20 protein-coding genes and 1 tRNA gene are annotated in these 25,510 nt (G+C 41.6%); 8 read left to right on the top strand and 13 right to left on the bottom strand.

Translation table 11 applies throughout. The features are described 5' to 3' along the window. Positions 1-150 precede the first annotated feature (150 nt). The 3 genes from GTQ43_RS24170 to pdhA form a co-directional block, all read right to left on the bottom strand. Positions 151-222: transfer RNA gene (locus GTQ43_RS24170), tRNA-Lys, on the bottom strand. A 61-nt stretch (positions 223-283) separates the two neighbouring features. Next, entirely contained in the window at positions 284-1,153 is an 870-nt protein-coding gene (locus GTQ43_RS24165; protein ID WP_265275248.1) for an aldose epimerase, read from the bottom strand. Positions 1,154-1,241: 88 nt separating this feature from the next. Then, positions 1,242-2,276, bottom strand: a complete 1,035-nt coding sequence (pdhA, locus tag GTQ43_RS24160) for a pyruvate dehydrogenase (acetyl-transferring) E1 component subunit alpha (protein ID WP_190940265.1) — start codon at positions 2,274-2,276, stop codon at positions 1,242-1,244. Positions 2,277-3,042: 766 nt separating this feature from the next. Between pdhA and GTQ43_RS24155 the strand changes: the two genes are divergently transcribed. Further along, positions 3,043-5,349, top strand: coding sequence for an IMS domain-containing protein (locus GTQ43_RS24155; RefSeq protein ID WP_265275247.1), 2,307 nt, complete (start codon positions 3,043-3,045; stop codon positions 5,347-5,349). A gap of 529 nt (positions 5,350-5,878) precedes the next feature. Here the strand turns inward: GTQ43_RS24155 and dhaL are convergent. After that, complete coding sequence (dhaL, locus tag GTQ43_RS24150) at positions 5,879-6,514, bottom strand: dihydroxyacetone kinase subunit DhaL (protein WP_265275246.1); 636 nt, start codon at positions 6,512-6,514, stop codon at positions 5,879-5,881. 16 nt (positions 6,515-6,530) lie between these two features. After that, positions 6,531-7,604, bottom strand: a complete 1,074-nt coding sequence (gene dhaK, locus GTQ43_RS24145) for a dihydroxyacetone kinase subunit DhaK (RefSeq protein WP_265275245.1) — start codon at positions 7,602-7,604, stop codon at positions 6,531-6,533. Between the two features lie 1,017 nt (positions 7,605-8,621). Between dhaK and GTQ43_RS24140 the strand changes: the two genes are divergently transcribed. The 4 genes from GTQ43_RS24140 to GTQ43_RS24125 all read left to right on the top strand — a co-directional run bounded on the left by GTQ43_RS24140 (position 8,622) and on the right by GTQ43_RS24125 (position 13,668). Continuing rightward, complete coding sequence (locus GTQ43_RS24140; protein WP_265275244.1) at positions 8,622-9,491, top strand: SDR family NAD(P)-dependent oxidoreductase; 870 nt, start codon at positions 8,622-8,624, stop codon at positions 9,489-9,491. A gap of 153 nt (positions 9,492-9,644) precedes the next feature. Then, positions 9,645-11,141, top strand: coding sequence for a glycosyl hydrolase family 57 (locus tag GTQ43_RS24135; RefSeq protein WP_265275243.1), 1,497 nt, complete (start codon positions 9,645-9,647; stop codon positions 11,139-11,141). 279 nt (positions 11,142-11,420) lie between these two features. Next, the gene (locus tag GTQ43_RS24130; RefSeq protein WP_265275242.1) at positions 11,421-12,575 is read left to right on the top strand and encodes an FIST signal transduction protein; all 1,155 of its coding nucleotides are present in this window, start codon (positions 11,421-11,423) and stop codon (positions 12,573-12,575) included. A gap of 7 nt (positions 12,576-12,582) precedes the next feature. Further along, the gene (locus tag GTQ43_RS24125; protein WP_265275241.1) at positions 12,583-13,668 is read left to right on the top strand and encodes a sensor histidine kinase; all 1,086 of its coding nucleotides are present in this window, start codon (positions 12,583-12,585) and stop codon (positions 13,666-13,668) included. Positions 13,669-13,700: 32 nt separating this feature from the next. On the opposite strand, the gene GTQ43_RS24120 is transcribed toward GTQ43_RS24125, so the two are convergent. Beyond that, positions 13,701-15,059 carry a sensor histidine kinase gene (locus GTQ43_RS24120; RefSeq protein WP_265275239.1) on the bottom strand — a complete coding sequence of 453 codons (1,359 nt, stop codon included), beginning with the start codon at positions 15,057-15,059 and terminating at the stop codon, positions 13,701-13,703. A 306-nt stretch (positions 15,060-15,365) separates the two neighbouring features. On the opposite strand from GTQ43_RS24120, the gene GTQ43_RS24115 reads away from it, so the two are divergent. Together GTQ43_RS24115 and GTQ43_RS24110 are read left to right on the top strand one after the other, a co-directional pair. Continuing rightward, entirely contained in the window at positions 15,366-16,151 is a 786-nt protein-coding gene (locus tag GTQ43_RS24115) for a Uma2 family endonuclease (protein ID WP_265275238.1), read from the top strand. A gap of 105 nt (positions 16,152-16,256) precedes the next feature. Then, a complete protein-coding gene (locus GTQ43_RS24110; RefSeq protein WP_265275237.1) occupies positions 16,257-17,330 on the top strand; it encodes an S-layer homology domain-containing protein in 1,074 nt (357 codons plus the stop codon). Between the two features lie 410 nt (positions 17,331-17,740). Here the strand turns inward: GTQ43_RS24110 and GTQ43_RS24105 are convergent, their stop codons facing one another. Continuing rightward, entirely contained in the window at positions 17,741-18,694 is a 954-nt protein-coding gene (locus GTQ43_RS24105) for an NAD-dependent epimerase/dehydratase family protein (RefSeq protein ID WP_265275236.1), read from the bottom strand. Positions 18,695-18,883: 189 nt separating this feature from the next. Then, a complete protein-coding gene (gene hemE, locus GTQ43_RS24100; RefSeq protein WP_265275235.1) occupies positions 18,884-19,945 on the bottom strand; it encodes a uroporphyrinogen decarboxylase in 1,062 nt (353 codons plus the stop codon). A gap of 222 nt (positions 19,946-20,167) precedes the next feature. On the opposite strand from hemE, the gene GTQ43_RS24095 reads away from it, so the two are divergent. After that, positions 20,168-20,914: a hypothetical protein gene (locus GTQ43_RS24095; protein WP_265275234.1), complete on the top strand. Its 747-nt coding sequence runs from the start codon at positions 20,168-20,170 to the stop codon at positions 20,912-20,914. A 252-nt stretch (positions 20,915-21,166) separates the two neighbouring features. Here the strand turns inward: GTQ43_RS24095 and chrA are convergent, their stop codons facing one another. The 5 genes from chrA to GTQ43_RS24070 form a co-directional block, all read right to left on the bottom strand. Next, positions 21,167-22,387, bottom strand: a complete 1,221-nt coding sequence (chrA, locus tag GTQ43_RS24090) for a chromate efflux transporter (RefSeq protein WP_265275233.1) — start codon at positions 22,385-22,387, stop codon at positions 21,167-21,169. Positions 22,388-22,603: 216 nt separating this feature from the next. Then, a complete protein-coding gene (locus GTQ43_RS24085; protein WP_265275232.1) occupies positions 22,604-23,053 on the bottom strand; it encodes a beta-lactamase hydrolase domain-containing protein in 450 nt (149 codons plus the stop codon). Between the two features lie 444 nt (positions 23,054-23,497). Then, on the bottom strand, positions 23,498-23,974 hold the full coding sequence (locus GTQ43_RS24080; RefSeq protein ID WP_265275231.1) for a hypothetical protein: 477 nt from the start codon (positions 23,972-23,974) through the stop codon (positions 23,498-23,500). Between the two features lie 282 nt (positions 23,975-24,256). Next, positions 24,257-24,412, bottom strand: coding sequence for a hypothetical protein (locus GTQ43_RS24075; RefSeq protein WP_265275230.1), 156 nt, complete (start codon positions 24,410-24,412; stop codon positions 24,257-24,259). Between the two features lie 428 nt (positions 24,413-24,840). Further along, positions 24,841-25,503 (bottom strand): heterocyst differentiation related protein, encoded by a 663-nt coding sequence (locus GTQ43_RS24070; RefSeq protein WP_265275229.1) that lies wholly within the window; start codon positions 25,501-25,503, stop codon positions 24,841-24,843. Between the last annotated feature and the right edge of the window lie 7 nt (positions 25,504-25,510).

Below are 25,510 nucleotides of genomic sequence, written 5' to 3'. Positions count from 1 at the left end.
AACCTGTAATTGTTTGATCTTCAGCAAAAAGCGATCGCTCATCCCAAATTTTTATTCCCCACAGCGATCGGATTCACAAATTTTCTAATAATAAAATTCGCCTCTGCTTTCATCTCAAAAGCTGCAACGAGTTTTCTTTAAACTTTTATATGGGTCGCCCGGGATTCGAACCCGGAACTAATCGGTTAAAAGCCGAGTACTCTACCGTTGAGTTAGCGACCCTTTTGCTTTATTTCGCAACTTTGCCATCATAGCATATACATCTGTAGATTTGTAAAGAGGTTTAGAAAAAATTAGCCGTCAACCTTACAGATGCTGTGTGGCTAGCTCCTGGCGCTAACACAGTCAGGTTATCACCAGTATTGAGAGAGTTACGAGTTGCACTCCACGGTTCTAGACAGTAAAAATCTTTGCCTTTAACTGTCCAAAATACCAGGTAAGTAGAGAAATCATCATAATCCAAGGTGAGTTTTAACTTCCGGCTGCCATCTATCGCAGTGGCCGATTGACTCGTTAACTGCCCAAAGGCAAAGTCAATTTCATCACGGTTAAAGTCAAAATTGCCGTCAAAAGAGTGAAATTCCTTAGTTTGATTGTCTTGATACTGCTTAGAGGGAATTTCAATCTCTAACTGAGTTTTATCACCACACAAAAAGTAGGGATGGAAACCAGCCGAAAAAGGCATTGGTGTGGATGACAAGTTTTTATACTGCTGGCGGACTTCTAGAGTATTACCTTGAAGTTCGTAGGTGAAAGCCAGTTGAAAATCAAAAGGATAAACTGCCTTAGTTTGCTCATTGCTATCAAGAACAACAGTCAGACTAGCTTTATCTCCAGTTTCTTGTTCTGTTGCTTTCCACGGCAATTCACGGGCAAAACCGTGTTGTTTGAGAGTATATTTTTGCCCGTTATGAGTATAAGTATTATCTGGAAGATTGCCACAAATCGGAAACAAAATTGGATTTCCACCTCTGACACTCAAATCAGGATGAGTAAAGCGTTCAGTGTCCAGGTAAAAAATTTCTTGTCCTTGAATGCGCCAGCGGGTAATGATCCCACCGCGTTCTGGTACAACTTCCAACTGAGAACTAGCGCCTTCGTCAGAAAGAATATACGTTTTGTACTGTTGCTGTTGAACTGCAATGCTAAACACAAATTTTAGTCCTGGGATTAGGGATAGTTATGAGTTAGGAGTTAGGAGTTAAGAGTTAAAAATTCATAACTCCTAACTCCTAACTTTGTTACTCGTCTTCTGCAAACACGAAACGATATAATTCACTGGGGTCTGGTTCAGGGCTGCTTTCGGCGAACTTAACCGCCTCGTCGATTACATCCTGAATTTTACGATCAATAGCTTTGATTTCTCCCTCATCTGCCAGATTTTGCTCCAGCAAATAAGCTGCTAACTTCTTAATTGGGTCACGGGCGAACCAAAATTCTTTCTCGGCTTTGCTTCGCATTTCATCTGGGTCTGCCAACGAGTGACCACGGAAGCGGTAGGTAAGAGCCTCAATTAATGTTGGCCCTTCACCTGCGCGGGCACGGGCTACAGCTTCTTGGGCCACGGCTCGGACTGCTAATACATCCATACCATCTACTTCCACGCCCACCATGTTAAACACACTGGCTTTTTTGTAAATTTCTGGCTGGGAAGTTGCTCGCTCGTGAGACATACCAATGGCCCACTTATTATTTTCAACTACAAACAAAATTGGCAGTTTCCATAAAGCTGCCATATTTAGTGTCTCAAAAAACTGACCGTTATTAGCTGCACCGTCACCAAAAAAGCAAGCTGTCACTTGGTCAGCATTTTTATCTCCTAGCACTTCGCGGCGGTATTTGCTTTGAAAAGCCGCCCCAGCCGCGACAGGAATTCCCTCAGCCACAAAAGCATAGCCACCCAGCAAGCGATGTTCCGCAGAAAACATGTGCATGGAACCACCGCGCCCTTTGCTGCAACCTGTGGCTTTACCAAATAGTTCTGCCATTACTTCTCTTGCTGGTACACCCGCACTCAGAGCATGAACGTGGTCGCGGTAAGTACTACAAACGTAATCTTCACCCGGTCGCATTGACTGCACAACACCACTGCAAACGGCTTCTTGACCGTTGTACAAATGGACAAAACCAAACATTTTGCCTCTGTAGTACATTTCAGCACACTTGTCTTCAAACAAGCGCCCTAACACCATGTCCTCATACAACCGTAATCCTTCTTCCTTTGTAATGTGCGTAGTAGCAGGATTAAATGTGGGTAAAGTACGCTCTTGAACCATTATTTTTGAGTATCCCTGTTGTACAACTTAAAGTTACAGTCTTAAATAAGTTGGTCTGATAACACCTCAGCTTTTAACAGGCTAGCGTTTGTAAGACTCAACAATCAAACTTTATTTATGCACCAAAAAAGGGTCTTAGGGAATAGCTGAATTTTTAATTTTTGATTTTTAACTTTTCAGCCCATGCCCCGTGAGGATTTGACTCTAACGACAATATATGTTGCTTTGAGTTTTTCTCTCTCACTTTTCCCCTTCATAGACTAGCAATCAAGATCAACTGCTTTCTGCATATCCATTAACAATTTCAAAAAAAGGAGGCAAAAATCTATATACCCAAATAGGTAATTGTAATTAAAAGTTAACTATGATATGATTTGCTTCTCTTGTTATCAGGGTCAATCCCACAATAGTAGTATTTTTGTTACCGCCTACTGGGAAATTCCCAAAAAAATCAATCATCAATAGATTCTAGGAACCACAACATTTATGCCGTGATGAAAAGCGGTAGTTGTGGTTTGTGGTATCCAAGGCTGATAATAGTCGTGTTAAACAAAAATACTAAGAATTAAGACAAACAATTGAGGCTTTCTAGGCGAAAGCAAAAAATTAGTACTAGAATGTGACTCACAATTTCGGGAAGGTACAAAACAAGTTGTTGCGATATACACTTGTAGAGTAAATTCTATACGGCATTATTATGGCACGGTTTTACAGACCTGGAAAGTCTAGGTAAATTATGTTGATCACGGTGCAGGGGAAGTAGGCTGTGCGAATTCCGCTAGATTACTACCGAATTTTAGGACTACCGTTGGCGGCAAGTGAAGAACAATTGCGTCAGGCATACAGCGATCGCATTGTACAATTGCCACGACGTGAGTATTCTCAGGCAGCAATTTCTTCTCGTAAACAACTCATAGAAGAAGCTTACGTGGTTTTATCAGATCCCAAACAACGCAGTACCTACGATCAGCTTTATCTTGCTCACGCCTATAACCCTGATAATCTTGCTGCTGCCGCAGTAGCACTGGAAAATCGTCCAGAAAGCACCAAAAGAGGTATTGACACTCAGAGTCTAGGTATTGAAATTACCCAAGACGAATTAGTTGGCGCTTTATTAATTTTGCAAGAGTTGGGGGAGTACGAACTCGTATTGAAACTAGGTCGTCCGTATCTAGTAAATAAAAATGGTGCTACAAGTGCAAGAAAAAGCAATAATTTAGTAGACGAAGAAATTTATGAAAGTGCTGAACACCCAGATGTTGTTCTCACTGTTGCCCTTGCTTGTCTAGAATTAGGTCGCGAACAGTGGCAGCAAGGTCACTACGAAAATGCCGCCATATCTTTAGAAACTGGTCAAGAATTGCTAGTACGCGAGGGGTTGTTCTCCAGTGTCCAGGCAGAAATTCAGGCGGATCTTTACAAATTGCGACCATATCGAATTTTGGAGTTGTTAGCACTACCCCAAGAAAAGACTGCCGAACGCAGCCAAGGCTTGGAATTATTGCAAAATCTCTTAGAAGATCGTGGTGGGATTGATGGTACTAACAATGATGAATCGGGTTTAAATATAGACGACTTTCTGCGATTTATCCAGCAATTACGCAACCACTTAACAGTCGCAGAGCAGCACAAATTATTTGAAGCTCAAAGCAAACGTTCTTCTGCTGTTGCCACTTACTTAGCTGTTTATGCCTTGATAGCACGAGGATTTGCTCAACGGCAACCAGCTTTAATTCGTCAAGCAAGGCAAATGCTCGTGCGTCTGGGCAAGCGCCAAGATGTACATTTAGAACAGTCGTTATGTGCCTTACTCTTAGGGCAAACTGAAGAAGCAACTCGTGTTTTAGAACTTAGTCAGGAGTACGAAGCTTTAGCTTTTATTCGGGAAAAATCTCAAGACTCTCCAGATTTGTTACCGGGGCTGTGTTTATATGCAGAACAGTGGTTGCAACACGAAGTATTTCCCCATTTTCGAGATTTAGCAAACCAGCAAGCTTTCCTAAAAGATTACTTTGCGAACCAACAGGTACAAGCTTATTTAGAAGCACTACCAACTGATGCAGAAACAACTAATGAATGGGCTGTAATTAACCCCCAATATTTTCCCCAGCCCAAAACAAAGAATTCTCATTTTCACAATAATTCAACTAAAACTTCAGCGTCATTTAATCACAGCAGAACACCTGACCCAGATTTGCCAAAAACACCAATAAAAGAAACGTCTGAATATCCAAACTTATCATCACCTATGTGGAATTCATCTGGAAGTGTAAAATCAGAGGTTCCTGCTGCTGAAAGGATGAGCAGAAGTACTAATCAGCATTTAAATGGTTCAGCTAAAAGTGCTGTACCCAGTCATAACCAAAAACGTAGACGGAGAAAACCTACTCCATCTGCTAACCGAGAGCGAATACCAGATAATCGCCCTCCTTCTCGTCGTCCTCGGCGGCGGCGAACTTTTGCGAACACTATAGAAGGGAAAACACGACTGGTTTGGAGAGTGTTTATTTCTTTGGTGAGTATATTAGTTTTTTGGGTATTAGCCACAACAACTTTTGGATGGTTAAAAAATCTGTTTTTTCCTACGCCCCCTCCGAGGGATTTTCAGTTGTTTGTACAAATAAATCAACCACCAATATCTATTCCCACTCCCAATAGTCAACCACAATCAGCAGAAGGCCCTTTAACAAATGCAACAGCAGAGGAAGTTATTAAAACTTGGTTATCGACCAAAGGCGCAGCTTTAGGGCCGAATCATGAGATTAATAGTTTAGACCAAATTTTAACTGGTTCAGCTTTGTCTCAATGGCGGCTGATTGCTCAACAGGATAAGTCAGATAATCGCTACCGCAAGTATGACCATAGTTTGAAGATAGAATCTGTGGAGAAAATTGATTTATTTGCAGACCGTGCGGCTGTGGAAGCTACTGTTAAGGAAGCGACGCAGTTATATGAAAATGGTCAGTTTCAAAAGTCTTCTAGCGATAAATTGCGAGTTCGGTATGATTTGATTCGAGAACGAGGTAAATGGCATATTCAGAGTGCATCTGTTGTGAATCAGATAATCAGATAAGTTGAATTTTTAGGCGATGTCTACGATTTATCCCTACCCTGAACCGCTCCATTAGAAGGCTTTAACAATTGCAGTAATCGGACAAATCAACAACATAATCAACAACATAATGTCAAGACAAATTCCTATAGGCTTGGAAAGCCAACTTCAAAAAATCGTTGTCTGATGATGATTCCATCAAATTATATGGGAATAATAGATCAAAGCCCAAATATTTCTCAGAGATGCATTATCTTTGGGTCGGCTTCCAATTATTTTATCTTCTCTAAATAAATATAGGCGTATTCAATAAAATTACAGCAACGTTTCAGGAGTCTAGACAATTTCTAAAAAGAAGTCTAGAAGACAATACGGTTCAGTTAAGGCTAAAATCCTTTTTTTAACGAACCGCAAAGGACGCAAAGGATGCAAAGGAAGAGAAGGAAGAGAAGCTTAACTGAACTGTATTGGTCTAGAAGAATACATTATGTTTAGCTCAGAAGCTAAATAGTTGACTATGGGAATTATAAATAATTACCCGAATTTAATATTAACTAGAACTTTCCAACACCCCTAACAAACTTTTCAACATCAAATAAGCAGAAGTCCCGCCTGGATCTGGATGTCCGATACTCCGTTCTCCCAGGTAGCTAGCTCGTCCTTTTTTCGCTTGCATTGGTATAGTTTCTTGTAATCCCCTTTGGGCTGCTGTTACAGCCTGTTTCATCGCTTCCAGTGTCTTCTGACTTTCTCCTACAGCTTGTCCAAAAGCGACTACAGCCGGAGATAGCACATCGATCATTGTTTTGTCTCCTAGTTGCGCTTTACCACGTTGCAGTACGCCGTCTAAGCCCGCTTGGAGTAGCTCTAACATATCTTGTTCTGTTAATTGCTGCTTATCTACTACTACTGTACTGGCTCGTAAAAACCAGGTTCCATAAAGTGGGCCACTAGCACCGCCAATGGAAGAAATTAAGGTCATACTCACAGCTTTGAAAATGCTGCTGATGTCTTTGTCTGTAAGAGTTGGTAACTGAGCGTTTACCTTTTTGAAGCCGCGATCCATATTGATCCCGTGGTCAGCATCTCCGATCGCAGCATCTAATTCCGTCAAATATGCTTTATTCTCCTCTATTTCGGTTGCAAAAACCTGTAACCATTGCAATATCTGGGTCTGACTCACCATAATAATTCGTAATTAGTTAAATTCCACAGCGCCAAGTTGGTGTTTTTACTGGTGCATCCCATAGCCGGATCATCTCATCATCTAATTTCAGCAGGGTAATGGAGCAACCTTGCATTTCTAAAGATGTGATGTAAGGGCCGATCAAGTTTCGCACAATTTGTAATCCTTGCTGTTGGCAGATTTGGGCGAGTTTGCGGTAAACAATATACAGTTCCGAAATCGGGGTTCCGCCCATACTATTGACGAAAGCTAATAAGCGATCGCCTTTGGCAAATGGTAGATTTGTTAGTTCTACATCTACCCATTCTCCTTTGTCTTCATCCCACTCGCGCAGGGTGCGGCTGTATGGTGCATCTTCAATGAGCGATCGCGTTAAAATTTCGGTGAGATCGTCTACTGGTTTGATGGCTGTGCGTTCTATTCCGGGTTCACCGTGGATACCGATACCTAACTCGATTTCGCGATCGCTCAATTCAAATGTCGGTGTTCCATTAGCGGGGACTGTACAAGATGTTAGAGCAATTCCCATACTCCGCCCATTCATATTTACTCGGCGACATAAATTTGCTATTTGCGGCAAATCATACCCAACCTCTGCTGCTGCGCCACAAATTTTTTCCGCTAGTATTGTTGTTCCCACACCCCGCCGTCCTTGGGTATAGAGACTATCCTTCACTGCTACATCGTCATCAATCAAAATATTTAGCGATCGAATGCCCTCACTACGGGCTAACTCTGTTGCCATCTCAAAGTTCATTACATCGCCACTATAATTTTTGACGATATAAAGAATACCAGAGCCTCTATCTACTCGTTTGGCTGCTTCTAGCATTTGGTCAGGAGTAGGTGAAGTGAAAACCTCACCAGGACAAGCTGCATCAAGCATTCCTTTGCCCACAAAACCAGCGTGCATTGGCTCATGTCCACTGCCACCACCAGAAATAATTGCTACTTTCCCCTCTACAGGTGTATCGGCTCGGTAGACAAAAGTGGGATCGTAGTTCAATTTAATTAAATCGGAATGAGCCGCCGCCATACCTTCTAGACTCTCCCGTACAAAGTCTTCTGCCTTGTTAATCAGCTTTTTCATATTCGTATCTGGTTAAAAGGGTGCTAAAACCCAGGATAAATAACTATGACGCTATGTGCGTGCAAAAATCAACGCACTAAGCCGGGAGTGGGGAAGAAGCCTGTTTGAGTTTTACTGAGTTTTTTAAAATTGTTAAGTAGATACACGTAGTCAAGCTGAAAGTAGAATATTAGCAGTTATGTTTACTTGGATCTCAGATCCCCGACTTCTTGAAGAAGTCGGGGATCTTGCTGTTCAGGAATGATTTAGTTTGCAATGGACAGTAGAAGTCTCAAACGTTACTTGGATTAACTCAAAGTTAAACCCTAAACAAATTACTATTTACACTAAAGTTTTAGCAGAGAAATATACTGTTGTAATTTGCATTAAAGATGACGATCTAGGCTGATTATATTATTTTGAAAAATCAGAAATTTAGAAAGCTTTATTTTCAAAAAATCAGTAAATTTGCTGATAGTAATTTGCAATTTATTCTGAAACTATAACATTGCAACCATAAGCCAAAACGCTATATGTCTTTTTTGTTCCTAAGCTATGAATTAGATATAACAATTGCCCAAAACAGAGGCTATTTGTCAGGAAAATGAGATATTTATACTGAGGGATTCATAAAAACTTATTTAAGAAAATCTTTTGTATATATATGCTTTCATTAATAAGTATTAAGAAATACTTATTAAAGAATATTGCAATACCTTGATTTAATTGCTAACGTGTGTATGACAACGATGCTGATGAACGCTCTGATCTAGGAGAAATAAAATCTATGAGCTATGCCCATTCAGCCAAGTATGTTAGGTGTTGACGGGTTAAAAAGGAGAAATTTCTGCCTCGTATAGACAATTATGAGGGATTGCAGATTAACCAAGAAATATCTCGTTGCTATTAGTTTCAGTTTGATTTTAATTGCGATTAATTATTTGTCTTACCTTGTGCCGACAAGCGAGTAGCTCTTGATTGTGTGGATCGGCAATAACGAAGAGGTTGGTAAGACTGAAATTTTGGAGGATAAAACCAATGGAGATTCAAGGTAAAGTAGCCCTCATTACAGGGGCTTCGCGTGGGATTGGACGAGCGATCGCCCTCGAACTAGCGCAACAAGGCATCAAACGGTTAATATTGGTAGCACGCGATCGCCAAAAGTTGGTGGAGGTAGCTAACGAAATCGAGGCGATGGGAACAAAAACTGCGATCGTGCCCTTAGATTTGACGCAGACAATTGAAGTAAATATTGCTGTTGCTCAACTGTGGCGCAATTTCGGACAGATTCACTTACTGGTTAATTGTGCGGGAGTCGCATACCAAAGCTCATTTTTGCAATCTAAAATGCCCCAAGTTCAAGAAGAAATCTCTGTGAACTTATTAGGGATGTACAACCTCACGAGTTTGATTGCTAGACGCATGGCCAGCCAAAGACAAGGGACAATCGTAAATGTATCAAGTCTGATGGGGAAAGTAGCAGCACCAACAATGGCGACTTACTCAGCTACCAAGTTTGCAATCTTAGGATTTACCCAAGCTTTGCGCCAGGAACTCGCTGAACACAATATCCGAGTCATTGCATTACTGCCTTCTCTCACAGACACAGACATGGTGCGCGACTTAAAATTATTTCGCTGGGTGATCCCCATGACTCCCCAGCAAGTAGCAAAAGCACTTGTCACTGGAATGCAAAATGATTCGCCAGAAATTTTAGTCGGATGGCAAAGTCATTTAGCAGTGCTGTGTCAACGCCTTGCCCCTTGGTTGTTAGAGCTAATTTTGCGAATAGCAACACCGCCAGCAAGAAAACAACAGCCTGGTGAAAGACTGAAAAAGCTGATCCCGAAACTGAATTTTTTGACCAGAATCCATCGTTTCGGTGATTTGTTCTTATCAAGAACATGATTTCTAGTCTGTCTGCACATAAGTCTTAAATTTTTAGAGGCGAAATAGCCTCTAAATAAATCTGGTATATGAGCAGATGGTAAATAAACTTTATCAATAACTAGAACATAAAGATGCGAATATCTGGGTGGACTTATTTCGGAGCAACCAGAAATGCTTTCCTTCCCTACAACACTCACTCCTTTGCCCGAAATCATTGATGGCTTACCAAATATTTCTGGTTGGGAAACAGAGGTTCTCTCTGTGGTTAACCACGATCAACCAGTATTTTTACCAACAACGAATATCCGTTTAGAAGATATAAATGCTGTATTTGCGATCGCCTTACACATGCACCAGCCAACTATACCTGCTGGAAATGGCGGTACACTCATCAGCAATCTGCAATATATGTTTGAACATCCAAACGTTGGGGATAACCACAATGCAGATCCTTTTGCCTATTGTTATAGCCGGATGGGAGACTTGATCCCCGAACTTGTAAATCAAGGTTGCAATCCCCGTGTGATGTTGGATTACTCTGGTAATCTGTTGTGGGGACTGCGGCAAATGGGACGCGGTGATGTTCTTGATAGTCTCAAACGGATTACTTGCGATCGCACCTACCAACCTTATGTAGAATGGCTGGGTACAATGTGGGGACATGCAGTTATTCCTTCCACACCCATAGCAGATATTAAATTGCATATCATTGCATGGCAACATCACTTTGCGGCAATTTTTGGTTGGGAAGCACTAGCGCGAGTCAAAGGATTTTCGCCTCCAGAAATGCACCTCCCAAATCATCCTGATGCTCTCTTTGAATTTGTGAAAGCGCTGAAAGAATGTGGATATCGCTGGTTACTCGTTCAAGAACATTCTGTAGAAACAATTAGCGGTCAATCTCTCACCCACAAACATTTACCACATCGTCTAATTGCTCGTAATTCTCAAGGCGAAACAATTAGTATCACCGCCTTAATTAAAACTCAAGGTTCGGATACTAAGTTAGTCGCACAAATGCAGCCTTATTACGAAGCTAAAACTTTATCAAAACAACAAATTGGCAGTGTATTTGTGCCACCCATAGTTAGTCAAATTGGAGATGGCGAAAATGGCGGCGTAATGATGAATGAATTCCCAAGCGCTTTTAAACAAGCTTGGTGGGATATGGTAAATAATGGGGGAGGAAAATCAGGTGTTGTTGGGATATGTGGTACAGAATATTTAGAGTTAATCGAAGCTGCTGGATGCAAATCTGAAGATTATCCAACTTGTCAGCCAGTGGGACAACATCAGATTTGGGAGCGAGTTTCACCAGACAATACCCAACCGGAAGCTGTAGAGAATGCGATTCAAGAATTAAAGCAAATCAACTCTAATTTTCATCTAGATGGAGCCTCGTGGACAAATCATATCAGTTGGGTAAAAGGATATGAAAATGTGTTGTCTCCAATGTATCAATTAAGTAGTTTATTTCATCAAAAATTTGATCGCTTACAGCAAATTGATTCAGTAGAACCTGTTAGCAGACAATCTCACTACCGTAACGTTCTTCTACATAACCTTTTGCTGCAAACCAGTTGTTTTCGTTATTGGGGACAAGGTGCTTGGACTGATTACGCGCGTGAGATTTACCAACGGGGCGAAAATTTATTGCAGGTAAATTAAACTCTCTGAAGCCCAGAGGGGAACCCTTTTAGGGTTGGGGGCTTGCTCTAGCTTGACAAAGTACTATAGCCCTACTTAATCATTCGTGAACAACGATATCCCCGACTTCTTAGAGAAGTCGGGGATCTGAGTCTTGTGTACCGTCCTGGAGACGGAAAAGAAAAAGTCGGGTGAATTGAGATTTAGTTCAAGTAAGTGGGAAATCTAAGTGTAGGTTGCTAGGTGCTGATATCCGAATTGGATTAGCTGTCTAGTATTAAAACTTACAATGAGGTAGTTGTGTTTCGAGTTGTTGTTGGTCATAGCGACGATCCTGATTCTGAAAATGCGATCGCTGAAGTTCTTCAAGAATGTAGCCGTTCTCTAGCAGAAACAATTCCTCAAGCTGGAATTTTATTCACTGCTATAGAATTTGACCATGTGTTAATTTTACAACGTATCCAGAATGCTTTCCCCGGAATTGAGTTGATTGGTGGAACTACAAATGGAGAAATCTCTTCAATTCTGGAGTTTCAGCAAGATTCTTTGACCTTAATGTTGTTTGCGAGTGATGAAGTGGAAATTCACTCAGGTATTGGCCGAGGAATATCCAAAAATCCAGCCCTTGCAGCTCAAGAAGCGATCGCCCAAGCAAAGGCAAAGACTGCATCCTCACCCCAATTGTGTCTCACCTTTCCTGATAGTCTTACGAGCAACGGAGTCTTAATTTTAGAGGGTTTAAAACAAAGCCTGGGAGATGTTCCCATCATTGGGGGAATGGCTGCCGATGACTATACTTTTACCAAAACCTACCAATTCTTCCAGGGTGAAGTATTGAGTGATTCAATTCCAGTGCTGCTGTTCTCTGGACAACTACTGTTTTCCCACGGAGTTGCCAGTGGTTGGACTCCCATCAGCCAACGTAGGCGTGTAACTAAAGTGGATGGCAACGTAGTTTATGAAATTGATGGACAGCGTGCCTTAGATTTCTATCAGTACTATCTTGGTGAAGAAAGATTTGCGTCCAACTATGCCATCCACGCCCTAGCAGTTTTTGAGGATCGAGATCGTTTCTATTTGCGGGCACCCAATGGCTACGATCAACAGTCTGGTAGCGTGAAGTTCTTTTTAGATATTCCCGAACAGGCTGTTGTCCAAATCACCGATACAACTCGCGACAATATTCTGTCAGCTTCAGAGACATCCTTGAAAAATGCTTTAGCTAATTATCCCGGTGTACAGCCAACAGCAGCCTTGCTTATTTCCTGTGCAGCCCGCCGGCGAATTTTGGGAACTATGACTAGAGAGGAGTATCAGCTTGTCAAAACTCATTTACCAGAAGCATTGCCTTGTTGTGGTTTCTACGCTTTCGGTGAAATTGCTCCTTTGGTGATGGGAGGCCAAACACAATTTCATAATAAAACCTTTGTCACACTTTTAGTAGGGACAAAATGAGTAGTGTATGGATAACCAAGACAATTCAAATTCCATACAGATTCAAGAGTTAGAAAAGACAAACCGGATCTTGCGGAAAAAGCTGGAACGCTGCGAATCTGAACGCCGCCAGCTAGAAACTGACATTGCAACAAAAGAGTTTTTACTGAAGAAAGTCATTTGTGAGTTAGAAGACTCTCAGACAGATTTGCAGCAGAGAGGCCAAGAGTTAGAAAATACCTTAGATAGTTTGCATACAATGCAAGCTCAAATGATTCAAAGCGAAAAGATGTCTGCCCTGGGTCAAATGGTGGCTGGTATTGCTCATGAAATCAACAATCCCGTTAGCTTTATTTACGGAAATCTCAGCCATATTAGCCAATACACCAATGATTTACTCCGACTGGTCGAGCTTTATCACCGTCATTTCCCCCACCCACCTGCTGAAATTCAAACCGAACGGAAAACTATCGATTTAGAGTTTCTAGAAAAAGACGCGATTATGGTGTTGAACTCAATAAATATTGGGACAGAGCGGATCCGGGATATTGTGTTGTCACTACGTAACTTCTCGCGCCTAGATGAAGGTGAGTTTAAAGTGGTGGATATTCATGAAGGCATCGACAATACTTTGATGATTTTGCAGCACCGCCTCAAAGCCACTGACAAAAGCCCAGCAATTCAGATTATCAAAGACTACGGCAATTTATCTCATGTAGAATGCTGTGCCGGACAGATCAACCAGGTATTTATGAACATTCTAGTAAATGCGCTTGATGCTCTAGAAGAATTCAATGCCAAACGAACTTATCGAGAAATACGGGATAATCCCAGTTCGATCGCGATTCGTACCTCCATCGTTGATTCGCAGTGGGTAAAAATTGCGATCGCTGACAATGGATCTGGGATTCCCGAATCGATTCAAAAACAGATTTTCAATCCCTTCTTTACAACAAAACCTGTCGGTAAGGGCACAGGAATGGGAATGGCTATTAGCTATCAAATTATCACCGAAAAACATAGCGGCAAGTTAGAATTTTTTTCGACACCGGGAAAAGGAACGGAGTTTGTAGTTCAAATTCCTATCCTGCACCAAGGTTGGGAAGTAATCTAACAATTTGGGCATTGGGTATAATTCTGCATCAATCAAACTAAAGGTAATAAAATTTCAAATTTTGTACCTATACCAATCTGTGAATGAAAATTTAATTTTCCCCCATGTCTTACGGTGATAATTCGATAACTTACTGCTAAACTTGTATTTTTACTATTCTTTGTTTCCACAGAAAAAGACTCCATAATTTGCTGTTGCAATTCTTGAGACATTCCAAGACCATTGTCAGCAATGCGAATTAAGACCCAACGAGAATCTGGTGCATTCGGATTGCTTGCTTCTTGCGAAATTACTTCTGTAGTAATCTCAATTCGAGCTTTTTGGACAGTTTTTGTATCTTCTAGATGCAACTGCTGTCGCACTGCTTCATTGAGTAAAGTATCTACAACTTCGCTGAAAATATTCATCAAAACCTGATTTATTTGCCCCATAAAGCAATAAACTGGGGGCAATTGACCATAGTATTTGACGATTTCAATTTCTCCTTGAAGACGGCTATTAATTAATAAAATAATACTATCTATACAGGCGTGTAAATCTACTGGTTTAGGGTAAAGCTCATCGATATGACAGAAATTTTGTAAGCTAGTGACAAGTTTTTTTAATCTTTCCGCTCCAGTGCGGATACTAGCAAGCGATCGCGACAAATCTTGCTCTAAAAAATCAAATTCAATCTCTTCTTTAATCTGATTAATTGCCTGGGAAGCTGATGGTAACTCTTGATCGTAAGCTGCTATCAGCTTGAGTAAGTCTTGACTGTAATTTGAAACATAAGTTATATTCCCCCAAATAAAACCCACTGGGTCTAAAATTTCGTGCGCTACGCCGTCTACCAAACGTCCCAAATTTGCCATTTTATCATTTTGAATCATTTGGGCTTGGCTGCGTTCATAGCGCACCAGATTGTCGATTCCTCGAATTTGCCAAGAAATAATATTCAATTCTTGGACATCTAACAATCTATAAGCACCAGATTCTGTTTCTACTACAATTGGTTCTGCTAATAATTCTGGCGATCGCTTTAAGCTAAGTTGCATCGCAGTTAAAATCGATGTTGTATCAGTAACCAGCAACATTGGTATCCGGGCATAACTGTAGAGAACGGCTAATGGTTGCTGGACAAATAACTCTTGTCCGAATGGGCGAATCAAAAATTCTAGCAATCGCCGCCGCGAAATCATCCCAACAAACTTTCCCTGTTCTACCAAAATTACTCCTGGTAGCAGGGGGTATTTTTCTAAAAAACTAGCCACTTCTATGCCAGTGTGATTGATTTCCACTGGGAAGTTGTACATTGGTAGTTCTTGGAGTGTTGAATCTAAACCGAGATCGCGATCGCTACCAACAGACAAAAATGGCGGTGAGATTTGGCTACTGAGTTCTTCTGGCACTAGACACCCTGATTTTTACAAACATTGGTAAACAATAAGTTAATATTTTACATTCTGCCACCCTCGAAATCTGGTTTCGGTTTAGGTAAGTAACTATGCAGAATTAATTACACAATGACATTGTGTAATTAATTTTGTTTAACTACTTATCTAGTCTAACTAGTACAGCTATTTATTCTGAGGTCTTTTAAGCCCATATCCTAAAATTACTAAAGTCAAGTCTAAACTTAGCTTTCACGTTACTGGTAAGAGCGATCGCAAGCTAAACTTAAAAATAACCTTTACAAAAAATGCAAAGGTAGCGTTATGACCTCTATAAGCAATCCACCTACCGCCCTTACTCCTTTCCCCGACCATACCCAGCTTCCCGACTCTGACGGTACTTTTGTGAAGAATTGGCAAGAGCATCCCCAAAGCCTTCTATTAACTGACTCCATTACACCTATCCTCAAGGAATTAAATCCTGAAGAGCAATATTGTATTGGCCAAGATTTAGGCATTTACTGGCGCTTGACCGATCCCCCTGAAAAAGGTGCAGAAGCACCAGATTGGTTTTATGCACCAAATGTACCATTTTTACTGAATGGGCAAACGCGACGTTCTTATGTATTGTGGCAAGAGTCTATTGCCCCCTTGATTGTCCTAGAATTTGTCTCTGGAGACGGTAGTGAAGAACGAGATAAAACTCCTTGGAAGGGTAAATTTTGGGTTTATGAGCAGGTGATTCGTCCCCCCTTCTACGGCATTTATGAAGTGAGTAAAGCCAGTATAGAAGTTTATCATCTAATTGAAGGACAGTATCATATTTTACCAGCAAATGAACGAGGACATTATCCTATCGTTCCTTTGGGTGTTGAATTAGGCTTATGGCAGGGAGTTTATCAGAATGTGGAGTTACCCTGGCTGCGTTGGTGGGATTTACAAGGTAATTTGTTGTTAAGTGGCGATGAAAGAGCAGAACAAGAATCCCAAAGGGCAGAACAAGAATCCCAAAGGGCAGAACAAGAATCCCAAAGGGCAGAACAGGAACGCCAAAGAGCCGATCGCCTAACTGCCCAATTGCGATCGCTTGGCATTGAACCAGAAGCCTGATATCCTACTTATGAATTACGAATTACGAATTACAAATTACGAATTAATTAAATCTGTGGCTTAATTTGTTTAGACACAAATTTTACTGCTATTGGGGTAATCACGATGACAAATAGACCTCCTTCCGAACCGGAGTCATCCCAAAAAACTGCCCTTGGCTTTGATGAATTTATAGCCATTCTGGTTGCCTTGACCACCATCGGAGCGATTCTTTTTTGGTCATTGTCCCGCAGGGATTCTAGCTGGAACTTAAACGGGCTGCTGTCGGCTTCTTCCACTGCGTCACCTAGTGTTCAACCAAATGAATTATTGCCCTCTCTGACTCCCAATGCAGTCCCCAAAAACGTTTTGCCCTATTCTCCACCTGATGCTGTTGTTGAACCCAAAGCACCTTCATTTCCAACTAACAGCACAACTCCTTCCCATGCAGTGCTGCCATCTACTCAGGTAATCCCCACTCAACCCCCACAACCACAGACACCTGTACCCTCTTCAGCAGTGCTTGAGTCATCAATTAAAGCATCAGCAGCATTACCTTTAGTAACTCCGGCAAAACAAAAATCTATTATTCCGCCACCAATTGCATTCAACGATGTACCCAATAACTTTTGGGGTCGGCGTTTTATAGATGTTCTTTCTTCCCGTGGTATTCTCAAGGGATTTCCTGATTATTCTTTTAGACCAAATCAGCCCGTAAACCGTGCTGAATTTGCTGCTATTGTACAAAAAGCCTTTGACCAAGAACCGTCTAAAACTGCGATCGCATTTCAAGATGTACCGACAAAATTCTGGGCAACTCCAGCAATTGACCAAGCCATCAGTACTGGATTTCTCAAAGGCTATCCGAAAAAAACCTTCAGACCCCAACAAAATATTTCACGAGTGCAAGTTTTAGTTGCCCTTGTTAGTGGGTTGAATTTGAAAGCACCCACTTCCCCAAATCAGATTTTAAGTGTCTACAAAGATGCTAAAGATATTCCACCTTATGCTATTAGCAAAATAGCTGCTGCTACAACTAATGGTCTGGTAGTTAACTATCCCAATCCACAAATTCTTGCTCCCAACCAAGTAGCTAGTCGGGCGGAAGTAGCGGCAATGATTCATCAAGCTTTAGTAAAACGGGGCAAGTTGGAGGCAATTACATCTCCAAATATAGTGCGTAGGCATAGCCCATTGTAGGCTTCGCCTAGCCCATCTCGATAAATAAATTTCGCGCACTCTAAAGGTTCAACGAAGAGGCTCTTTGCTGGGGGCAGGGGGCAGGGGGTAGGGAGCAGGGGGCAGGGAGTAGGGAGCAGGGAGCAGGGAGCAGGGAGCGGGGGGGGAATGACCCCTGACTCCTGGCGTGTAGCGGAGCGGAACATGAGTCTGAGTCCCCTACTTCTGTTAAGTAGTTTTCGTAGCCTTCGGGAAGCTAACGCAACAGATGGGGTTGAATCCCCCTTTCTGTTCCATCCCCCTTGCTCCCCACTCCCTGCTCCCCTGCCTCTTTTTCAATTGTCCACAAGAGGCTCGTTTTAAAAATAATTCATAATTCCTAATTAGCAATGCCAAAATCCTCTCTATTTCTCCTCTCTGACGCACTATTACTAAAAGTGTTGAACGCCACTAATTTTTAAAACATCAGTCATGGTTGCACAATAATTTGGTAAGCCAAAACTATTAGGATTGATGAAATTCTTATAGGTAAAATGCCGATACTTCATGCAAAACCGATCCCAAGCGGCCATCTGAATGTGGAACAGAACAATAATCAAGTTAGCCAATGCTAAAGATATGGGAATGCGAAAGTAAATCTTTTTCCCCAGATAAGTACAAACTTCTTCCACTGCTTGATTAGCTGTTAATGGTGCTTGACCTAAAACTAATCGACGTGGTTGATCGTTTTCAGAAGGATGATCGATTAAATATCTTACTACAGTGGCAATATCTCGTCCGTGGATAAAATGAAAACTACCATCTGCATCAAGAAAGCGAATTAAATTAATATATTTTGTCACTTCTGGAATGCCAGAGGTGACAGCAGAATAGGGTTTATTCGCATCACCGCCTAAAACTACAGTGGGAAATACTGTGGTAATTTTGGGTGCGATCGCTAATTGTTCTTTTTTATGTAAGCACTCATATTTAGAACGGATATAATCTGTCCCGATTTCCCCGGCTTCTTTTAATGGTTGATTGTACCGATCCAAAACGCTAGCTGTCGAGAAATAAATCACCTGCTGGCAACGGTCTGGATCTAGCAGTTCGAGCAATTCTATAGTTTTGACGACATTAATATCAAATGTCTCATCACCACCCCAAGCTGTGGCTGTGAGTACCGCCGTATCAATTGTGGATAGCAAATTGGCAAACTGGCGAATATTTTGCATATCACCTTGCAAAACGTTGATACCTGAACGGGCCTTAGTATCAACTTGCAGTTTACTTGGGTTCCTAACTAACAGATACAGTTCGTGATTCGTTTCCTTAATTAAGGCTTCTGTTAAATAATGACCCACACAACCACTTGCACCAGTCACTAAAATCCGTTTCTGGCTCATAGAAAATTTTTAAAAGTAAGGAGTTAAAATTGAAGAGTTAAAATTGAAGTTAAAAGTTCCAAATCAGGAGTTATTAATAAAGTTAGGAGTTAGAAGTGAGGAGTTAAGAATAAAAAAATAACTTTGTACCTCGCAACTGATAACTTTATAGTTTATAACTCCTAACTCATAACTCATAACTCATAACTCTCAAGCCTTAACTCCTGCAAGATCAAGTTCCTTTGCCGTTTCAAAGAAGAAAGCAACATTTTCTTCGGGAGTTTCTGGGAGAACACCGTGACCGAGATTGAGAATATGACCCCAATTGCCAGCTTTGCGAACGGTATCAAGAATGCGATCGCGGATAAACTGTTTAGAGCCGAACAGTACGCCAGGATCGAGATTTCCTTGAACTTTGACTTGTTTGCCTAATCTGGCTCGTGCGTCCGCCATATCTACTGCCCAGTCTACACTGACAATATCAGCGCCAGATTGTCCCATTCTTTCCAACACACCGGCACTACCGCTAACTAGCAGAATCAAAGGTGTATCGGGGTGGGTTTGCTTGACTTGCTGGAAAACTCGTTGTTGATAAGGCAGAGCAAAGGTGTCATAATCTTGAGGACTCAATTGACCCGCCCAAGAATCGAACATTTGCACAACTTGAGCGCCAGAGTCAATTTGATAGCGGGCATAGATGGCGATCGCATCTGCTAATTTAGATAACAGTTGATGCAATATCGTCGGGTCTGAAAATGCCATGTTTTTGATGATGGAATAGGTTTTAGAACCTTTTCCTTCCACCGCATAAGCTGCTAACGTCCACGGCGCACCTACAAAGCCCAACACCGTTGATTTATCGCCTACTTCCGAACGCAGCGCTTGCAAAATTGTCTTGATAAATGGAAGGGCTGCTTCTGGTTCTAAAGGACGCAGAAGATCGATTTGCTCTTGAGTGCGGAGGGGCGAGTGAATGATTGGCCCTTTACCTTCGGCAATATCCATGTCAATGCCCAAACCAGGTAATGGGGTGACAATATCAGAAAATAAAATTACTCCATCTGGCCCAAAGGCTTTCCACGGTTGCAAGGAAACTTCAATTGCTACATCTGGAATTTCGGAGCGATCGCGAAACGAAGGATACCGATCTCTTAAGTCTCGATATGCTTTCATATATCGTCCCGCTTGTCGCATCATCCATACAGGGGGACGATCTACTACTTCACCACGAGCAGCCCGTAAGAGATGAGGAGTTGTTGAAGAAACACCCATTTATCACTTCATCCTAAGTCACAATTTTTATGCCACTGTTTAGCTTATCATTCCGGGATTACGCTTTTTCAGTAGGTTTGCAGTAAAAGAGCTAGTCGCATTACACCAAAGGGCATTCGGGAGTCGGGAATAGAATAAAACAAGAATTAACAATGAAAGTGGAATATAAAAGAATTTCGCCACTCTTTTGTGTTTTCTCCACTCCCTACTCCTTAACTTATTATGCAAACTGACTCTAACAGTCCCGATGATGTTGCATCTACTAATAATGAGCCTAACTCAGGAAAGTTTTTGATTCCGCGATCGCAGCGACAGAGGTTCTTTCTTCAGTTTACCTTAATGACCCTGATCGGATGGGTTGTGGGTGGCGTTGCTAGTATTGCCTTAGAGAAAATTATTCTCCAAAGCTCACCTAGTATTGCTCTCCAGCCACAAATATGGAGTATTTTAGTCAGAAGTCTCAGTAATGTTGTATTTGCCGTGATTTTTGCTGCTGACCAGAGCCTTGTCATTTACCGATATCTACCTGGTTGGCAATGGATATTTGCTACTAGCATTGGTTGGCTGATTGCCAACGGCGTTTCTACAGCCTGGATTAACTATATTTCAACTATTGCCTCATCATCTCCTGAAGAAACTTTTATTTTTGAATTTCTATCTGCGATCGCATATATAATTTCTGGTATTTGGCTGGGACTTTGCCAATGGCTGGTACTAAGACGATATACAATCGGGATTTGGTGGTGGAATTTTTTACCCTCAATCTCTTTCTTCTTAATCACTATTTTGGTTTGGTTGCTTTTTATTGTGCAAAATTTGATTCCCGAAGCCAACCGGAGCCTCATATTGTATTGGAGTGGACAAGGATTTACAGCACTAATTTTGGGGATTGTACCAGGAATTGGTTTGTGTACCTTGAAAAGAAATTTACATCGTAAAACTGGAATTACTATAGGGACTTCCAAATAAAAAAATATTCCAAAACTGACGCAAAAATCCTCTTAATCTCTCCTCTCTCTGTGTTCTCTGCGCGGCAGTCGCTTATGGGGGAAACCCCCAAGACCGCGCTGCATTGTCTCTGTGGTTCGTTTTTTGGGATAATTCATTCCTTGGAAATCCCATATAACCAATTGAAAAAGGCAGAAGGTTCTTTTCAGGAGGGGTTTGAATCCTCTTCTGAAAAGAAGCCACCAGGACAATATTCGCGTATATGTCGCAACTTCATCGAATGTAGCCGAAGAATGAAGCGCCCCATCCAATCAAAGCACTACCAAAGACTAGCCATATAGAATTAATACCTACGTGAATAGCTAAAATAGCTGAGACGATCGCGATCGCCAAACCGAGAAAATCGACAAATGGGGATTGTGGTAATGTTAAAGTAGTTATCCCCAGTTGTAGAGTAGTAACAACCATTAACGCTACAGCACTAACATTCACAGCATCCAAAAATGCTCTAGTCCAAGAAGAGGCCCGTAAGCGTGGGATTAAGGGATTCAGGGCAGCAACGAAAACAAAAGAAGGGAGAAAAATTCCGATTGTGGCAACAATTGCGCCAGGTATGCCCGCAATGATATAACCGATAAACGTAGCTGTAGAAAGTACTGGCCCAGGAGTAAATTGACCAATTGCGATCGCATCTAACAACTGCTGTTGTGTTAACCAGCCATATTCTTGAACTAATCCTCCTTGGAGAAAAGCCACCAAAAGGTAGCCACCACCAAACAAAACACTACCGACTTTCAGGAAAAACCAACCTAACTGCCATAAAGAAACCTTGGCTACAGTGGTTGCGGTAGCTACAGATGCAGCAACAGTAGCTGATGCCTTTAAAGTCGCACCTGTACTGAGACTAGAAATCAAAAAATTGGCTTTATCTCCTAGTTTGTCGTTTTTATCGCCAGAATGTAACCATACCATGCCCAACAATCCCCCTATTAATAGGGCAATTACTTCATTTAATTTGAATAAAAACGTCATTAATGCCACACCTAAAGCAATCACCAGTAATTGGCGAGTTTTCACGGCCTTTTTTGCCAAGCCCCAGAGGGCATTGATGATGATTGCTAAAACAGCTGGTTTAATGCCATAAAGTAAGGGAGCGACTTGAGGTAGAGTGCCATAGTTAACATAAATCCAAGCAAACCCAGCAGTAATTAGAACCGCAGGTAAGACAAAACAAATGCCTGACACAATCAACCCCAGCCATCCTGCATAGATGTATCCTATATGGATAGCCATTTCTGTGGAATTTGGGCCAGGAATTAGGTTAGTTGCACCCAGCAAATCCAGAAAATGATCCTTTGTCAACCACTTACGCCGCTTCACCACTTCATCTTCAATCATGGCAATATGGGCAACTGGGCCCCCAAAGCCAATAACACCCAGTTTAAAAAACAGTTTGGCGAGTTCGCCCAAACGACTTGGTACTGAGTTAGTCATTTTTGCTAGGCAATATTTCATCCAGTTCTAGACTATTCTTAAAAGATTAAGGCTAACCTTTTCAGGGTGGGTAGCAATTTTACTGAAAAAACTCTCTTTAACCTCTTGACTCTATGCGCCAATAAAAGATTTTCAACTGCTCGATACGCGGGGGTGCAGAGATAAAAAAGAGATTTTACGAGTCACCTTGAAAAGGCTTAGTTATTGCAAGAATTACTAACTTTTCTCTGCTTGCTTGGCAATATACTTCTCAAGTAAGAATTGCTTGAGGTGCGGTTGTTCTAAGTTTAAACCAAGCTCTTGCGCTTTCTGACTAATTTCATCATAGGTCAGACCTTCGCTAATAGCATTGGCAATTAAGGCAATACCACCAGCCCTTGCCCCAGCCGCACAGTGAATTAAAATTGGTTTGGGTAAGTTCTCAATCTCCTGAATTGCTAACTCTGTTAGTTCTTGATTTGGTTCTGAAGGCTTTAACGGGACATTGGCATATTGCAATCCAGCAGCCTGGGCTTGCTGTTGTTCGTCACTCAGAAAACCTGCTTCATCGGGAGAACGCAGGTTCAACACAGACTTAAATCCCTCTTTGGCTGCCTGTTTTAACTCTTCAGGAGTGGGTTGTCCAGTAGCGCTCAAGTCTTCGCTAACTTTTTTAGTGTTACTCATTATCTTTAAGTACGCTATTTCGATAGACTTATCGTATTTTATTTCAGGAACTACTTATATCATGTTTGGATAACAACTTGTCAATTGTGTACCCCTTTAGAGGACGAGCTACGCGTTGGCGCAGCCTCTTGTAGAGAAATGTCTCCAATAGTTGCAATTGCAGAGACTTTGTAATTGTCACTTCTTTGAAGAGAATTCAGGAGTGCTGAGTAACCAAGAGAGATAAATCTAGAGAATTGAAGTAAGGACGCATTAAATATGCGCTACGCATCTCGAAATAAATATTTATTTCTTTTTCCTTGGCTTTTAAGCAGTTGCTCTCAAACCTTCTGAAATGAAGTGCGATTATTACTTTTTTTACTCTCAGCCGAGTTACGGGCTAAACGCCCGGCTATTCGCGTACAGCACTCAGCACTGTTTCGGTGACAAAAAGTTACGAATTAGTTAAAACGCGACAGATTCAGCTGTACCTTTCAAAGGGGTAATTGTGTAAGTCTGTATTTGCCCTTGGTTAAATTGCGGAATTGGAGAAAAGCGGTTGATTGTTGTGATGCCATTAGTTTCAATTGGGGCTTGATAGGCTGTCCCTAAATTTATACTAGGTATAAGCAAACTAAATGTAGTGGAACCAGTATCCACTGTTCTGCGGATGGTTACAGTCACTAATGTGCCGATTTCCGATTTCGCAGTCCGAATCTCATCTCCTGAAAAATCTAATGTTTGTTCCTTGTCTTCATAGTGGAAAAGTGGCTTCCCAGTAAAGCTTGATGTTGAGTAAGTAACTTTGATTTGGTGTCCTCCTTGATAACCAGAGAGATTGTACAAGTTTGGTGTCTTTGTTACCGCATAAGATGGGATTGTAGGTATTGCGGTTAAGGTTATACCTAATGCGAATGAAGCAATTAAATTTCTTGTTTGCATATTTGAAATATTGATCGCTATTTTGAGTGAGATACCTGGTTTGAAAGGTTTGACTATAAGTCTTTAAATGATTTTAAGGGTTGACTTTCTTAATCCAGTGTAAAATGGAATACATTGTAAAGCTTATTAATATACTTGCAATTATTTTTGATAATTAGCTAAAAACTTTACATAGCCTCTGGCTATCAAGTCAAAAGTTAGTATAAGTTATTGCGGCATTACTGAATCGAGCTATGAACTTGAATATAGAGACGTAAAATTTTACGTCTCTACAAGGATTTTTCACCGCAATGCACAATCAATCGTTTTCATACCGCAATCAGCAACGCCGTTATTGCCAGTAGATGTTTGATGATGTGGCGATGTCTGCGACAAGTTGCCAAGAATGTCTACAATTATACAGAAGACATCTCCATAAATTAAATATGTTTTATCCACAACCCTTGTAGACAAGTAGTTAGGTTTATTTTCACCGATTTATATCATGTCCGCCAAATTACTTACGATATGTCATTGCGATCGCAATGAAGTGGAGCGAAGCAATCACCAGGACTCTGCGTTCGCGAAGCGTGTCCAAAGGACTTATGCTTCACTCCGTACCCTTCTCCTTCGGAGACGCTATTCGCGAACGGGTTCTCCAACGGAGTACGCAATGACAAGTGTTTAACCGGACATGATATTACTTAGGATTAATGTTGCAAGCTTACCTTTTTCTTAAGTTGTCACCAATGGGCAGTGGCGGGAAATATCTACAAGGATGCTGCGCCTCTTGAATTCGCAGCGGCCAAATAAAAAAAGTTTCCAGATATAACCTGGAAACAAGATAGATTTTAAATTGGTGTTTATCTCTAGTTTGATTTTCCTTGTTAATGCATTTCGTCGTATTCTGGGGCTTCAACTCGTCTTGCTTCCATCCGTGAAGCAGGGAGAAACTCAGCACGACGGACTGGAACCAAGGGCGGTGTGTTTCCTTGGTAGGGGTGAATCACTTGTACAGTACGGGCTGGGCGCTGCCGTGGCGAGAACAAAGCCAATACTCCAGCGACGACAACACCACCACCAATAGTCAGAGTTGCACCACCTACAGCCCAAAGCATAGGTGAAGACCACCAAGCAGCATTTTGCGGCTGGAGTGCTGTTACTTTTTGTTGGTTATACTGCTGGGCTTGTTGCCACTGTTGCTGAGTATTGAAATTTTGAATTTGGGCTTGTAACTGTTGAATTTGCACCTTCTGCTGTTCATTGTCGTTTTTAAAACGCTCCAACTGCATCTGCGTGTTCAGCTTCTCCATCTCTAGGCGCTGGTCAGCACTGGTAGCGGTTGGTGACTGACTGGTAGGATATATTGGTTGCCCATAAGGGCCGTAAGGATACATTTGTGGCTGTATTCCCGGCGCTACTACAGTCCCTGGCATTTGCGGAGCAACAGCAAAGTTAGATTGTAGGGGGGTATTTGTTCCTTTGAGCAATACGAGAGCCGCCAGCCCAGCTACGGCGACCCCGCCGATAAAAGCCATACTCTCACTCATCGCCTTT

The sequence above is a fragment of the Nostoc sp. KVJ3 genome, from assembly GCF_026127265.1.
Lineage (GTDB): Bacteria > Cyanobacteriota > Cyanobacteriia > Cyanobacteriales > Nostocaceae > Nostoc.
This window is presented reverse-complemented; position numbering and strand designations above follow the sequence as displayed.